Origin of the sequence: Pseudomonas sp. NDM, assembly GCF_003105095.1 — a bacterium.
Lineage (GTDB): Bacteria > Pseudomonadota > Gammaproteobacteria > Pseudomonadales > Pseudomonadaceae > Aquipseudomonas > Aquipseudomonas moraviensis_A.
The window spans coordinates 31322-46000 of record NZ_QETJ01000027.1; the positions used below are offsets into that span (position 1 = coordinate 31322).

Consider the following 14679-nt stretch of genomic DNA (forward strand, 5'->3'; position numbering starts at 1 on the left):
ATGCCCAGCCGTTTAAAGGACTATCTAATCGCCTGGAGCGCAGGTCTGTGCCTGAGCGCCAACGCATCTGCCATGCCAGGCGTCTCACCGGACTACGCCTTGCTCAGTCGCTCGGCCAGCGAAGCCGTCCAGGTTGTCTTGCAGCCTGCTCAGCGGCAATGGCTGCAGAGTCGCAGCGAACTGGTGCTGGGAACCTCTGCACCTGACTACCCGCCATTCGACATGACCGTGAGCGGCAAGGACTACGAAGGACTCACCGCCGACTACGCGGGCATCCTCGGCCAGGCCACCGGCTTACCGATCAGGGTGCAACGTTTCCCCTCCCGCGACGCTGCCATTCGCGCCTTGGTCGACGGCCAGATCGACCTGCTCGGCACAGCCAACGGCTACGAAGCGGGCAACGCCAATCTCGCGTTCTCCAGACCTTACGCGGTCGATCAGCCAGTACTGGTGACCCGCGAGGATGAAACCCGCTCTCTGACCGAGGGTCTGGCCGGGCTGCGCCTGAGCATGGTTTATCACTACTTGCCACTGCCCGAGATCAGAGCGCTGTATCCCAAGGCGCTCATTACCTGTTATCCGTCCTACCAGAATGCAATCAACGCCGTGGCGTTCGACCAGGCCGATGTGTTTCTCGGCGATACCCTTTCCACCCACTACATGATCAACAAGGGTTATCTGAACAATGTCCGCATGGCCAACTTCGGCAAGCAGGAAGCGCAAGGGTTCAGCTTCGCCGTAAGGCGCAGCAATCCGCAACTGCTGGCCATTGTCGACACGGTGCTAGATGCCATTCCGGGCAGCCAGCGCGACGAAATCGGCAAACGCTGGAGCGCTGGCAGCGACTTGCTGCTCACCGACCGAAAACTGCAGTTGACCCATCGCGAGGAGAGCTGGCTCAAGCAGCATCCCGTAGTCAGCGTAGTGGTCAATGAAGCGTTCGCACCGTTGACCTTCTTCGACAGCGCCGGCAACTTTCGGGGCATCAGCGCCGATCTGCTCGAACTCATTCGCTTGCGCACCGGCCTGCGTTTCGAAATTCAGCGCAGTCGCAACGATGCGGAAATGATCAAACAGATCGACAACCACAAAGCCGATCTGATCGCCGCGCTGCTGCCCAGTGCCGAACGCGAAAAAACCCTGAGTTTCAGCCGGCCCTACCTTGAAAATTCCTACGTGCTGCTGACCCGCAAAAGCGCCGACGGCCCGACCAACCTGGCACAACTCAAAGGCAAGCGGCTGGCGATCGCCCAAGGCAATCCACTGGTCGATTACTTGCGGGAAGACTTCCCGGGCATTGAAGTGATCGAAACGCCCGACAGTTTCAGCGCGGTGTCGATGCTGGCTGAAAACCATGTCGACGGCGCCGTGAACTCACTGGTGATCGCCAACTACTTCATTTCATCGCGCATCTTTGCCCGGCCATTGCAGATCACCACCACCATCGGTACCGGTCAGGCCGCGTTTTCGCTGGCAACCGCCCGTGACAACAGCGAGCTCTCCTCGATCATCAACAAGGCACTGCTGAGCATTGCTCCGGAAGAACTGGGTGTGATCAACGGTCGCTGGCGTGGTTACTCCACCGCATCGCAGAACATCTGGCAAAACTATCAGCGCCTGTTCTATCAAGTCATCGCTGCCGCCGGCCTGATCCTGCTGCTGTTACTGACCTGGAACGCCTACATGCGCCATCAGATCAAACAGCGCCGCGCCGCCGAGCGCGCGTTGAACGATCAACTGGAGTTCATGCGATCTCTGGTCAACGGCACGCCGCATCCGATCTACGTGCGGGATCGCCAGGGTCTGCTGCAAAGTTGCAATGACAGCTATCTCCAGGCGTTCAACGCCAAGCGTGAGGACATCCTTGGCAAAGGGGTGATGCAGGGCACAGTGAGCAATGCTTTCGAGGCCCAGGCCTTCCACGCCGATTACCAGAGAGTCATCGCCGAAGGTACTGCGCTGATACTCGACCGCCCCCTGCACATCGGCAACCGCCGTCTGACGATTTACCACTGGATCCTTCCCTACCGCGACTCCAGCGGCGACGTCCAGGGCATCATCGGCGGCTGGATCGATATCAGTGAACGCCGTCAGTTGTTCGAGGAACTGCGCGCGGCCAAGGAGCAGGCAGACGAGGCAAACCGGGCCAAGAGCACGTTTCTGGCGACCATGAGCCATGAAATCCGTACACCGATGAACGCCGTGATCGGCATGCTCGAGCTGACCCTCAAACGCATCGAGCCCCAGCATCCGGATCGAGCGTCCATCGACACGGCGTACCATTCGGCGAAGGATCTGTTGGGGTTGATTGGCGATATTCTCGACATCGCCCGCATCGAATCCGGGCGACTGAGCCTGTGTCCGGACTGGATCAACCTGGTCGACACGGTGACATCCGTGGCGCGCATCTTCGACGGTCTCGCCCGGCAGAAAAACCTCGCCCTGCAAGTCGTCTTCAATCCGCCTGACCCGGCCGTGGAGGTGCATCTGGATCCGCTGCGCTTCAAGCAGGTGCTGTCCAATCTGGTCAGCAATGCCATCAAATTCACCGACCACGGCCACGTGCGGATTACCCTGGACTTGATGACATCGGACGCAACCGGACGGGCTCTGATGCAATTGACCGTGCAGGACAGCGGTGTCGGGATCAGCGCCGAAGATCAACAGCGCCTGTTCGAACCGTTTGCCCAGGCACAAAATGGCAGTCGCCAGGCCACAAGCGGCGCCGGGCTGGGGCTGGTCATCAGTCGCAATCTGTGTGAAATGATGGGCGGGCAACTGCAGCTCAACAGCCAGCCGGAACTGGGCACTCAGGTCTGCGTGTCCCTGCCATTGCAAATCCGCCCGGCAACGACACACCCAGCGAAAAGCGAGCTGGCGATCAAACCTGCAACGACGCCCCTGCATGTCCTTGTGGTCGACGACCATCCCGCCAACCGTTTGCTGATGTGCCAGCAGCTCGAGTTTCTCGGTCACCGCTTCAGCATCGCCGAAGATGGCCGCAGCGGCCTGGAACTGTGGCAGGCAGAGCATTTCGATCTGGTGATTGCCGACTGCAACATGCCCGTGATGAACGGATATGAGCTGACTCGCGCCATCCGCCAGTTCGAGCTGCAAAATCGTCGTCCGCCGTGCACCGTGCTGGGTTTCACGGCCAACGCCCAGCCAGAGGAAGTCCAGCGCTGCAAACTCGCCGGCATGAACGATTGCCTGTTCAAGCCACTGAGCCTGACCCTGCTCGGACAGTGGATCGACGGGATCACGCCAGCGTCTCCCGCATCGGTGTTCGACCTGCAGAGTTTGTGCCTGCTGACCGGCAGCAACCCGGCGCAGACACGCCGCTTGCTGGTGGAGCTGCTCAAAAGCAGCCGCCTCGACCGCCAGGAACTGCTCACTCTTTCGCCTGCCGATGATCGCGAAGGACTGACAGTAGTCGCCCACAAGATCAAGGGCGCGGCACGCATCGCCCAGGCATCGCGGCTGATCGAATGTTGCGATGCCCTCGAGGACGCTTGCCAGCAAGCGCTTCCCTCGCTGGAGATTGGCCGCCGATGGCAAGCAACCAGTCAGGCGATGCTCGAACTGGAGCAAGCCCTGCAACATCAATTGGCATTGGCCGACCAAGGCACAGTGAGCGAGTCTTAACTATGCTTGGAGCTGAGCAGTGAGTTAAACATTCATGGAGAGCCTGCAATGCCCAGCCCACTGCGCCCCGAGCAGCGCCGCTTGCCGCTGCACGTGCACATCAGCGTCATGTTCACTTTTCTTTTGTTGCTGACGGGCGTAGTGCTCGGCCTGTTCAATTACCGCCAGACCACGCAGATCATTCTGTCGAGCAGCGAGAAACTGTTCGATCGCATCGAACAGGATGTGCGCGATGACCTGCAGGCGACTTACCAGCCGATCCGCCATCTGTTGAGCCTGCTGGCAGATACCCCGGCGGCCCAGTCTGCTGATCTTGAGCATCGCCTGCCCTTGCTCAAGCCCTTCAGCCAGTCATTGGTCGACAACCCGGCGCTGGCTTCGCTGTATCTGGGTTACGCCAATGGCGACTTTTTCATGGTGCGGGCGCTGCGCACGGCGGCGCTCAAGGCCCAGTTGCAGGCGCCGGACACGGCGGTGTATCAGGTGTGGAGCATCGAGCACGATCCCCAAGGCGCCATACGCTCGCAATCACTGTTCTTTGATCAGGCCCTGACCCCGATCAGCCGCCGCGATCATCCGCAGGACGCCTACGATCCACGCAACCGGAACTGGTTCAGCGACGCCCTGCAACAGGCCGGGCAGATCACCACCGAACCCTACGTATTTTTCTCCACTCACAATGTCGGCACCACGCTGGCCCGGCGCAGCGGCGAGAACGCCGTGATTGGCGCCGACCTGACCCTCGCTTCGCTGTCGACCGCCCTTGGCAGGCACCGGGTCACGCCCTCTACAGAAATCGCGTTGTACGACACCGACGGCAATGCCGTGGCCTACCCCGACAGCCATCGCCTGATCGTCGACGATCGCTCGGCGCGGCTGGCCCGAGCGGCCGATCTGAGCCCCGAGCTGAACGCGCTTTTCAGCGCAGGAGATATTGGCAAGCGCCTGCAGGTGAACGGCCGGCAATGGATCGTCGCCCGTACCGGCATTGAGGAAGGTGGGCCAAAAGGTCTGCAACTGGCGCTGCTGGTGCCGGAAGATGAATTGCTGGCCGACGCTTTCCGCCTGCGCTGGCAAGGCGCGCTCATCACCCTGGCGATCTTGCTGCTGTGCCTGCCACTGGGCTGGGTGACTTCGCGGATCCTCGTCAAACCGCTGCATGCATTGGTCAAGGAAGCCGATGCCATTCGCAGCTTCGACTTCAACTTCCCACTGACCCGCCGCTCAGCCGTGCTGGAAATCGACCGATTGAGCCTGTCCATGGCGCGGATGAAGGACACCCTGGGCAGTTTCTTCCGGATCACCGACAGCCTGTGTGCCGAAACACGCTTCGCCCCGTTGCTTGAACGAGTGCTCTTCGAAACCGTGCAAATCGCCCAGGCTCAGGCCGGCCTGATCTATCTGCGTGAAGCCGACGGTGCCCGCATGGAACCTTATGGGCTGATCATCGATGGCGTGCCGCAAGCACTGGAGGCATTTGACATTCAGGGCCGTGAGCTGCATGAAAACAGCGGGCCGGCGTGGTTCGAACAATTGGCCAGCGCCAACAATACCGTCAGCCATCTGGGCTTCGATCAGGCTGGCGACTTGCAGAAAATCCTCCTGGCGATGCAGTCGCCACGCATCCACCTCATTGGTATCCGCCTGCACAACCAGCATGACGAAACCATCGGCCTGCTGATTCTGCTGGTCGATGACAGCGGTGCGCCGAGCGATCTGGAAAAACTGCGGCCGGACCGCATCGCCTTTCTGCAGGCGGTGTCCGGCGCGGCGGCGGTGAGCATCGAAAGCCAGCGCCTGCAGGCCCGGCAGAAACAATTGCTCGATGCTTTCATCCAGCTGCTCGCCAGCGCGATCGACGCCAAGAGCCCGTACACCGGCGGCCACTGCCAGCGAGTACCGGAACTGACGCTGATGCTTGCCCAGGCTGCCGCCGCCAGCCAGGCGCCGGCGTTCAGTGCCTATCAGCCCAGTGAGGATGAATGGGAGGCGTTGCACATCGCCGCGTGGCTGCACGATTGCGGCAAGGTCACGACGCCGGAATACGTGGTCGACAAAGCCACCAAACTTGAAACCATCAACGACCGCATCCACGAAATCCGTACGCGTTTCGAAGTGCTCAAGCGTGATGTCTGGATCAACTACTGGCAGACATTGGCGAACGGTGCAGACGACGCTGCGCTGGCCCGCTCGCGTGACCTTGAGTTGATGACGCTGGACGACGATTTTGCCTTTGTCGCCCGCTGCAATCTCGGTGGCGAGGCCATGGCCGAGGCTGATCTGCAACGCCTTGACCAGATCGCGCTACGCCCCTGGCTGCGCACGCTTGACGATCGCCTTGGTGTGTCATGGGAAGAACACCGCCGCCAGGCGAAAACGCCTGCGCCCACGCTGCCCGTCAGCGAAAGACTGCTGGCCGACAAACCCGAGCATCTGATCGAACGCGACCCGAACGAACTGATCCCGGAAGACAATCCCTGGGGTTTCAAACTCGATGTGCCCGCATACAAGTACAACCGCGGCGAGCTCTACAACCTGAAGATCGCCCGGGGCACGCTGACCCGCGAAGAGCGCTACATCATCAATCACCACATGGTGCAGACGATCATGATGCTCAGCCGCCTGCCCTTCCCCGGCCACCTCGACAGCATCGCCGAGATCGCTGGCGGCCATCACGAAAAAATGGACGGCACCGGCTACCCGAAACGGCTGAAGCGCGAGCAGATGAGCCTGCCGGCGCGGATGATGGCGATTGCCGATATTTTCGAAGCGCTGACCGCCGCCGATCGCCCTTACAAGAAAGCCAAATCGTTGAGCGAGGCGCTCGGGATCATGGCGACCATGTGCCGCGAAGCGCACATTGACGCGACGCTGTTCGGCCTGTTCATCAACGAGGGGGTGTACATGCAGTACGCGACGCGGTTTCTCGATCCCGCGCAAATCGACAGCGTGGACACGGCCAGCCTGTTGCACAAGGCTGGCCTCAGCGGTTGATCAGCAGTCGGTCAGGCGCAGGAAAATCGCTGCCAGCTGCTCGATCCCGGCCTGGTCTGCGGCGCCGAAACGCGCCAGCTTCGGGCTGTCGAGGTCAAGCACGCCAATCAGGCGACCGTCCTTGACCAACGGCACCACCAACTCACTGTTGGACGCGCTGTCGCAGGCGATGTGGCCGGGGAAGGCATGCACATCTTCGACGCGCTGAGTCTGCAGACTGGCAGCCGCCGCGCCACACACACCACGCCCGAACGGAATGCGCACGCACGCGATCTGGCCTTGAAACGGGCCGAGCACCAGCTCTTCGTTGCGGTTGAGGTAGAAGCCGGCCCAGTTCAGATCATCGAGTTGGTTGAACAGGAACGCGGAAAACTGCGCGGCATTGGCGATGAAATCGCGCTCGTCCGCCAGCAGCGACTCCAGTTGGGCAGCCAACATACCGTAGCCTTCGAGGCCCTGGCCGCTGTGTTGCAAATCAATCATGCCTTGTGCTCCAGCAATTTCAGTCCCACCCAGTACCGGGCGAATTGATACGCGCAACGTCCGTTGCGATTACCGCGGCCGGTGGCCCAGCGCACGGCGAGAATGTCCAGTGCTTCGTCGCGCTGCCAGCTCAGGCCGGCCTTGGCGGCCAACTGGCCGATCCAGTGTTCGACGACATTGAGGAAGTGTTCCTGGGTAAACGGATAGAACGACAGCCACAGACCGAAGCGGTCCGACAGGGCGATCTTGTCTTCCACCGCTTCGCTGGGGTGCAGTTCGCCGTCGACGCGCTTCCAGTTTTCGTTGTCGCTTTCCTTTTCCGGCACCAGGTGGCGGCGGTTGGAAGTGGCGTACAGCAAGACGTTGTCGGGGGCCTGCTCGAGCGAACCGTCAAGCACGCTTTTCAGCACGCGGTAGTCGCCTTCGCCGGATTCGAACGACAAGTCATCACAGAACAGCACGAAACGTTGCGGCAATTTGGCGACCTGCTCGACCACCCGTGGCAAGTCCGCCAGATGATCGCGCTCGATCTCGATCAGACGCAGGCCCGCGCCGGCATGCTCGGCCAGCAACGCCCGTACCAGCGAGGACTTGCCAGTGCCGCGCGAGCCCCACAGCAAAGCGTGGTTGGCCGGCATGCCATCGAGAAACTGTTGCGTGTTGCGGCCCAATTGCTCCAACTGACGGTCGACGCCGATCAGGTCCGACAGGCGCATGTCCAGGCTGACTTCCAGCGGCAGCAGATAACCGCTGCGCCCGTCACGCTGCCAGCGCGCCGCCAGACACGTATTCCAGTCAATGACAGGACGCGGTGCCGGCAACAGTGGTTCGATTCGCGCCAGAACCGACTCGGCGCGTTCAAGAAAAGCATTCAATCGGGAATCCACGTCTTCTCCTCGGGCACTTTCACAGTGATGATGACGATCCAGCGACCCTGCACAGATAGAATTGCCCGACCAAGCCTTGTTACAAGGCGATTCGGGAACCTCGGTATCCATACATGATCGACTATGCTTGAGCAGCGAAGGGAAACGGAAGTGGTTCAACACCTCATGGATATCAAATTCACCCACCGGCTGTCATACAAGCAAGCCAGGCTTACCGTGCTGGTCGGGTTCATTCTGGGCACCCTGCTCAGTCTGCTGCAGATCGGCATCGATTATGCCAGCGAAGACGCTTCCATCAACCGGGAAATCCTCGCCCTGCTGGAAATCAGCCACAACCCGGCCTCGCGCATCGCCTACAACATCGACGCCGAACTGGCGCAGGAACTCACCCTGGGCCTGCTGCGCTCGCCGGCGATCATCGCCGCGCAACTGATCGACAACAACGAGACCGTGCTGGCCAACGTCAAACGCCCGGAACTGCAGAGCAACTATCGGCTGATCAGCGACTTCCTGTTCGGCGCCAAGCGTCATTTCGAAGACCGCCTGTACCTCGACCACTTGCCCAACGAATCCCTCGGCGTCCTCAAGCTCGAAGTCGACACCTATGCCTTCGGCAGCCGTTTCCTGCGACGTGCAGAAGTCACCCTGCTCAATGGCTTCGCCCGCAGCCTGCTGCTGACCGGGATCCTGCTGGCGCTGTTCTACGTGATGCTGACCAAGCCGCTGGTGCGAGTCATCCGCGAACTCAGCGGCCGCGATCCACGCAGCGCCGAGCCGACCACGCTCGAGTGCCCCGCCGGCCACGGCAATGATGAAATCGGCGTACTGGTAAAAGTCGCCAATCAGCAATTCGAGAACATCGCCACGGAAATCCAGCAACGGCGTACAGCGGAAAACCGCCTGACCGAATACCTCGCGCAACTTGAAGACATCGTCTCGGCGCGCACCGCCGAGCTCAAGGCGATCAACGCCCGCCTCAGCCAGTCCAACGAAGAACTCGAAGTGGCGCGCCGCACGGCGCTGGACATGGCCGAAGCGCGTTCGGCCTTTCTGGCCAACATGAGCCATGAAATCCGCACGCCGCTCAACGGCTTGCTGGGGATGATCGCGCTGTCGCTGGACGGCCCGCTGAACGCCGAGCAGCAGCAACAATTGTCGATTGCCCACGACTCGGGCAAGGTGCTGGTGGAACTGCTCAACGACATTCTCGACCTGTCGAAATTCGACGCCGGGCAACTGGAGCTGGAAAACATCCCGTTCGATCTCGGCTCGCTGATCGAGGACACGGCCAATCTGCTCTCACAAAATGCTGCGCCGAGCGTTGAGCTGACCTGTTTGATCGAGCCGCACTTCCCGGCCCTGGTGCTGGGGGACCCGACGCGAGTGCGGCAGATTGTCAGCAACCTTTTGTCCAATGCGCTGAAATTCACCCGCTTCGGTCGGGTCGACGTGCGTTTGTCGGCGCACAAGCATGGCGTGCGCATCGAAGTCTGCGATACCGGCATCGGTATCGCCCAGGAAGCTCAGGTGAAAATCTTCCAGCCGTTCACTCAGGCCGGCGCTGGCATTACCCGTCAATACGGCGGCACCGGGCTGGGTCTGGCGCTGACGTACAACCTGTGCGAAGCCATGCAGGGCCGCTTGACCATCAGTTCCGAGAGCGGTTTCGGCAGCCAGTTCTGCGCCGATCTGCCCCTGCCAAGCCACACCCGCGCACTGGCGCCGGAGCCGTTACGCGGCAAGGTCCTGGCGATCACCGCCGCCAGCAGTGGTCTGGCAGAGCTGCTGAAAAGCCTGTTGCCGGTGTGGGGGCTGGAATACACGCAGCGCACCATCGATGACTCGCTGCTGGGCCTGAATCCTGACGTACTGATCACTGATTGCCCGGAGTGCCTGTTCGGTCTGCGCCCGAACATCACCGCACCGATTCTGCTGGTGACGGCTTACGGCAGTTTCCTGCCCAGCGAAGAAGCCGCCGCCCTCGCCCCCTTGCAGCAGCAAGCCCGGCCGCTGGCGCGCAACGCGCTCTATCAGCACCTGCGGCGGATTCTGCAACCGGATGTCGCCACCCTCAGTGAAACGCAAGCGGATGCCTCGCCGTCCACGCGTCGGGGCAAGGTGCTGCTGGTCGAGGACAACCCGGTCAACCAGTTGGTCGCCAAAGGCATGCTCGGCAAGCTAGGCTGCGATGTGGTGGTGGCGGGCCATGGCGCCGAGGCGCTGGACCAGCTGGAGTTTGCCGATTTCGATCTGGTGCTGATGGACTGCAACATGCCGGTGATGGATGGCTATGAAGCCAGTCGGCAGATTCGCCAGAGCGGACGCTGGCCGAATCTGCCGATCGTCGCGCTGACCGCCAATGCCATGTCCGAGGAGCGCGAACGCTGCCGCGCGGCCGGCATGAGCGATTATCTGGCCAAACCCTTTCGCCGCGAAGAACTCGCGGCGTTGCTCGATCAGTGGATGCCGACTACGTCAGCGCTTTGATCTGCCCCAGCAAGTGATCGAGGCCGGCGCGCAAGTCGTTGAGACGGTCGAGATCAACGCCGCTGTCGCATAACAGGCGCGCTTTCAGCGGCCCGACCTGTTCGCGCAATGCTGCGCCGACAGGCGTCAGGCTCAAATGCACCTCGCGTTCATCGCGCTCCGAGCGCCGACGCTGGACCAGATCGATGTGCTCCAGCCGCTTGAGCAACGGCGTCAACGTGCCCGAGTCCAGCGCCAGACGCTCACCGAGGGCTTTTACCGTCGGCTGCTCCGGTGCAGCGTCCTGCCACTCCCACAGCACCAGCATCGCCAGGTACTGCGGGTAAGTCAGGCCCAACTGATCAAGCATCGGCTTGTAGGCGCGAATCACTGCCCGCGAGGCTGCGTAAAGTTTGAAGCACAACTGGCTGTCGAGCTTCAGCGAATCAACCGCCAGGCTCATTTCAGCAGGGCTTCGATCTCGCCGCTCAGATCCTGCGGCTTGGTCGTCGGGGCGAAGCGCTTGACCAACTGGCCGTCCTTGCCAATCAGGAACTTGGTGAAGTTCCACTTGATGCCCTGCGAGCCGAGCACGCCCGGGGCGCGTTTCTTCAACTGCACGAACAGTGGATGAGCATCGGCGCCATTGACGTCGATCTTCTTGAACAGCGGGAAGCTGACGCCGAAATTCAGCTCGCAGAATTCGCTGATGGCGCCCTCAGTGCCCGGTTCCTGCTTGCCGAACTGGTTGCAGGGAAAGCCCAGCACCACCAGCCCCTGGTCCTTGTAGGTCTGCCAGAGCTCTTCGAGGCCTTTGTATTGCGGAGTGAAGCCACACTTGCTCGCCGTGTTGACCACCAGCACTGCTTTGCCAGCGAAGTCGGCGAGGGTCTTTTGCTCACCCTTGATGGTGGTGCAGGGGATATTCAGCAGGTTGTCGCTCATGAGATGGCTCCGCAATCGTGAGGAAAGGGCGAACATAACGAGCAATTGAATTGTGTGCAATTTAATTATTCGAAAAAAAGGCGACATCGCGTCGCCTGGTTCGGTTATTCGCGGGGCTCGAGATTCAGGCACACCGAGTTGATGCAGTACCGCAGGCCAGTCGGTGGCGGGCCATCCGGGAACACATGGCCAAGATGCGCATCGCAGCGCGCGCATTTCACTTCGGTGCGGATCATGCCGTGGCTGGTATCACGGATTTCGGTCATCGCGCTTTCGCCGATCGGCGCGTAGAAGCTCGGCCAGCCGCAACCGGAATCGAACTTGGTCGTGGAATCGAACAGTGGTTCATTGCAGCAGATGCAGTGGTAGACACCGTCGGTTTTGGTGTCGTTGTATTTGCCGGAGAACGGGCGCTCGGTGGCACTCAGACGGCAGACGTTGTACTGCTCGGGGTCGAGCATGGCTTTCCACTCTTCCAGGGTTTTCTGCAACTTTTCCATCATCACACCTCAGCGGCTGAAAAAGCCCGATCTGTACCTTTTCCACGGATCGGGCGGCACGTATGATTGCGCCTCGTCACGCGCCAGTCTGGCAGCCAGACCGGGCGCATTCAAACGGATTCTGAGCGCTCAAGCGACAGACCTCCGCCTGTGCGAAGACGCAGCAATCCCAGTACGGTTGTCCACTTGCCGCCTGGATCGTTCATTTTCGGGATCACATCGCCATGCAGTTCAGCAAATCGAACAAGCTCGCCAACGTCTGCTACGACATTCGCGGCCCGGTGCTCAAGCACGCCAAACGACTGGAAGAGGAAGGCCAGCGCATCCTCAAGCTGAACATCGGCAACCCGGCGCCGTTTGGTTTCGAAGCGCCGGACGAAATCCTCCAGGACGTGATCCGCAACCTGCCGACCGCGCAAGGCTACAGCGATTCCAAAGGCCTGTTCAGCGCGCGCAAGGCGGTGATGCAGTACTACCAGCAGAAACAGGTCGAGGGCGTCGGCATCGAAGACATCTACCTGGGCAACGGTGTTTCCGAACTGATCGTGATGTCGCTGCAGGCGCTGCTCAATAACGGCGACGAAGTGCTGGTGCCAGCGCCGGACTATCCGCTGTGGACCGCCGCCGTCAGCCTCGCCGGCGGGAATGCCGTGCATTACCTGTGCGATGAAGGCGCCGACTGGTTCCCGGACCTGGCCGACATCAAGGCCAAGATCACCCCGAACACCAAGGCCATGGTGATCATCAACCCGAACAACCCGACCGGTGCGGTGTACTCGAAGGAAGTGTTGCTGGGCATGCTGGAAATCGCCAGGGCGCACAACCTGGTGGTGTTCTCCGATGAAATCTACGACAAGATCCTGTATGACGATGCCGTGCACATCTGCACCGCTTCGCTGGCGCCGGACCTGCTCTGCCTGACCTTCAACGGCCTGTCGAAATCCTACCGCGTGGCCGGTTTCCGCTCCGGCTGGATCGCCATCTCCGGGCCGAAACACAACGCACAGAGCTACATCGAAGGCATCGACATGCTGGCCAACATGCGTCTGTGCGCCAACGTGCCGAGCCAGCACGCGATCCAGACCGCGCTGGGCGGTTACCAGAGCATCAACGATCTGGTCCTGCCCCAGGGCCGCCTGCTGGAACAGCGCAACCGCACCTGGGAACTGCTCAATGACATTCCCGGTGTCAGCTGCGTCAAGCCGATGGGCGCGCTGTACGCATTCCCGAAAATCGACCCGAAGGTCTGCCCGATCCACAACGACGAGAAATTCGTCCTCGACCTGCTGCTCTCCGAGAAGTTGCTGGTGGTGCAAGGTACGGCATTCAACTGGCCTTGGCCGGATCACTTCCGTGTCGTCACCCTGCCCCGCGTCGATGATCTGGAAATGGCCATCGGCCGTATCGGCAACTTCCTCAAGTCCTACCGCCAGTAATAGGCCAGCAGTGCGCAACGGATCAGCCGTTGCGTACTGTCTGATTCAGCAACACATCTTTGTTCCGCACCTTTGCAGCCCTTCTACACTTGCGATGCGAGGCGTGCAGACGTGTCCGACCTAATGGCAGCGGGGCGCGAAGCTGTGTCATCCGCATCGGAATTGAGGGTGGGAATTTTCTTTTTCCTCAGGAAACCGCTGTAGGACACAGTTTGAAATAGTCACTCGGTTGAATAGCCCGGTGCCGCACCTTATATACCCCGCAGTACGCTACATCTTTAGCTTGAGGAGAGTTCTACAACCATGATGCGCATCCTGCTGTTTTTGGCCACTAACCTGGCGGTCGTGCTGATAGCCAGCATCACCCTGAGCCTGTTCGGCTTCAACGGGTTCATGGCGGCCAACGGGGTCGATCTCGACCTCAGTCAGCTGCTGGTTTTCTGTGCGGTCTTTGGTTTCGCCGGCTCGCTGTTCTCGCTGTTCATCTCCAAGTGGATGGCGAAGATGAGCACCGGAACGCAAATCATCAGCCAGCCACGCACTCGTCATGAGCAATGGCTGCTGCAAACGGTCGAGCAACTGTCCCGCGAAGCCGGGATCAAGATGCCTGAAGTCGGGATTTTCCCGGCCTACGAGGCGAATGCCTTCGCCACCGGCTGGAACAAGAACGACGCGCTGGTCGCGGTCAGCCAGGGCCTGCTCGAGCGTTTCTCGCCCGATGAAGTGAAAGCCGTACTGGCCCACGAAATCGGTCACGTTGCCAACGGTGACATGGTTACGCTGGCACTGATCCAGGGCGTGGTGAACACCTTTGTGATGTTCTTCGCGCGGATCATCGGCAACTTCGTCGACAAGGTGATCTTCAAGAACGAAGAAGGCCAGGGCATCGCCTACTACGTCGCGACCATCTTCGCCGAACTGGTGCTGGGCATTCTCGCCAGTGCGATCGTCATGTGGTTCTCGCGCAAGCGCGAATTCCGTGCCGACGAAGCCGGCGCCCGCCTGGCCGGTACCAGCGCGATGATCGGCGCGCTGCAACGCTTGCGCGCCGAACAGGGCTTGCCGGTGCATATGCCCGACACCCTGAACGCCTTTGGCATCAACGGTGGCATCAAACAGGGCTTCGCCCGCATGTTCATGAGCCACCCGCCGCTGGAAGAGCGTATTGACGCCCTGCGTCGTCGCGGTTGATTTGATCGCACTGAAAAAGAAGGCCCGCAGTGATGCGGGCCTTTTTTTGTGTCCGACGATTATGCGCTGGCAGTGCCAACCCTTTCGCGAGCAGGCTCGCTCCCACCTTTGGAATGCATTCCCCTGTGGGAG

10 protein-coding genes are annotated in these 14679 nt (G+C 60.8%); 5 read left to right on the forward strand and 5 right to left on the reverse strand.

Annotation, left to right across the window (positions count from 1 at the left end):
- Positions 1–3645, forward strand: coding sequence for a transporter substrate-binding domain-containing protein (locus DCO47_RS09075; protein WP_116657954.1), 3645 nt, complete (start codon positions 1–3; stop codon positions 3643–3645).
- A gap of 48 nt (positions 3646–3693) precedes the next feature.
- The gene (locus tag DCO47_RS09080; protein WP_116657955.1) at positions 3694–6639 is read left to right on the forward strand and encodes an HD domain-containing phosphohydrolase; all 2946 of its coding nucleotides are present in this window, start codon (positions 3694–3696) and stop codon (positions 6637–6639) included.
- Here the strand turns inward: DCO47_RS09080 and DCO47_RS09085 are convergent, their stop codons facing one another.
- The gene (locus tag DCO47_RS09085; RefSeq protein WP_042607871.1) at positions 6640–7122 is read right to left on the reverse strand and encodes a GAF domain-containing protein; all 483 of its coding nucleotides are present in this window, start codon (positions 7120–7122) and stop codon (positions 6640–6642) included.
- Positions 7119–8009, reverse strand: coding sequence for an ATP-binding protein (locus tag DCO47_RS09090; RefSeq protein WP_041478431.1), 891 nt, complete (start codon positions 8007–8009; stop codon positions 7119–7121). The genes DCO47_RS09085 and DCO47_RS09090 overlap by 4 nt, the downstream gene beginning before the upstream one ends.
- 165 nt (positions 8010–8174) lie before the next feature.
- Between DCO47_RS09090 and DCO47_RS09095 the strand changes: the two genes are divergently transcribed.
- On the forward strand, positions 8175–10496 hold the full coding sequence (locus tag DCO47_RS09095) for a response regulator (protein WP_042607872.1): 2322 nt from the start codon (positions 8175–8177) through the stop codon (positions 10494–10496).
- Here the strand turns inward: DCO47_RS09095 and DCO47_RS09100 are convergent.
- The 3 genes from DCO47_RS09100 to msrB all read right to left on the reverse strand — a co-directional run bounded on the left by DCO47_RS09100 (position 10480) and on the right by msrB (position 11920).
- A complete protein-coding gene (locus tag DCO47_RS09100) occupies positions 10480–10938 on the reverse strand; it encodes a MarR family winged helix-turn-helix transcriptional regulator (RefSeq protein WP_042607873.1) in 459 nt (152 codons plus the stop codon). The two genes, DCO47_RS09095 and DCO47_RS09100, sit on opposite strands and share 17 nt — an antisense overlap.
- Positions 10935–11420 (reverse strand): glutathione peroxidase, encoded by a 486-nt coding sequence (locus DCO47_RS09105; RefSeq protein ID WP_042607874.1) that lies wholly within the window; start codon positions 11418–11420, stop codon positions 10935–10937. The genes DCO47_RS09100 and DCO47_RS09105 overlap by 4 nt, the downstream gene beginning before the upstream one ends.
- Before the next feature lie 104 nt (positions 11421–11524).
- The gene (msrB, locus tag DCO47_RS09110; RefSeq protein WP_065616895.1) at positions 11525–11920 is read right to left on the reverse strand and encodes a peptide-methionine (R)-S-oxide reductase MsrB; all 396 of its coding nucleotides are present in this window, start codon (positions 11918–11920) and stop codon (positions 11525–11527) included.
- Positions 11921–12144: 224 nt separating this feature from the next.
- Between msrB and DCO47_RS09115 the strand changes: the two genes are divergently transcribed.
- Positions 12145–13356 (forward strand): pyridoxal phosphate-dependent aminotransferase, encoded by a 1212-nt coding sequence (locus tag DCO47_RS09115; RefSeq protein ID WP_016770856.1) that lies wholly within the window; start codon positions 12145–12147, stop codon positions 13354–13356.
- 303 nt (positions 13357–13659) lie between these two features.
- Positions 13660–14547: a protease HtpX gene (gene htpX, locus DCO47_RS09120; protein ID WP_007908619.1), complete on the forward strand. Its 888-nt coding sequence runs from the start codon at positions 13660–13662 to the stop codon at positions 14545–14547.
- Positions 14548–14679 lie beyond the last annotated feature (132 nt).

Coding starts and splice junctions, on each gene's coding strand:
- DCO47_RS09075 (WP_116657954.1), top strand. CDS start 1: ATGCCCAGCCGTTTAAAGGACTATCTAATCGCCTGGAGCGCAGGTCTG.
- DCO47_RS09080 (WP_116657955.1), top strand. CDS start 3,694: ATGCCCAGCCCACTGCGCCCCGAGCAGCGCCGCTTGCCGCTGCACGTG.
- DCO47_RS09085 (WP_042607871.1), bottom strand. CDS start 7,122: ATGATTGATTTGCAACACAGCGGCCAGGGCCTCGAAGGCTACGGTATG.
- DCO47_RS09095 (WP_042607872.1), top strand. CDS start 8,175: ATGGATATCAAATTCACCCACCGGCTGTCATACAAGCAAGCCAGGCTT.
- DCO47_RS09100 (WP_042607873.1), bottom strand. CDS start 10,938: ATGAGCCTGGCGGTTGATTCGCTGAAGCTCGACAGCCAGTTGTGCTTC.
- DCO47_RS09105 (WP_042607874.1), bottom strand. CDS start 11,420: ATGAGCGACAACCTGCTGAATATCCCCTGCACCACCATCAAGGGTGAG.
- msrB (WP_065616895.1), bottom strand. CDS start 11,920: ATGGAAAAGTTGCAGAAAACCCTGGAAGAGTGGAAAGCCATGCTCGAC.
- DCO47_RS09115 (WP_016770856.1), top strand. CDS start 12,145: ATGCAGTTCAGCAAATCGAACAAGCTCGCCAACGTCTGCTACGACATT.
- htpX (WP_007908619.1), top strand. CDS start 13,660: ATGATGCGCATCCTGCTGTTTTTGGCCACTAACCTGGCGGTCGTGCTG.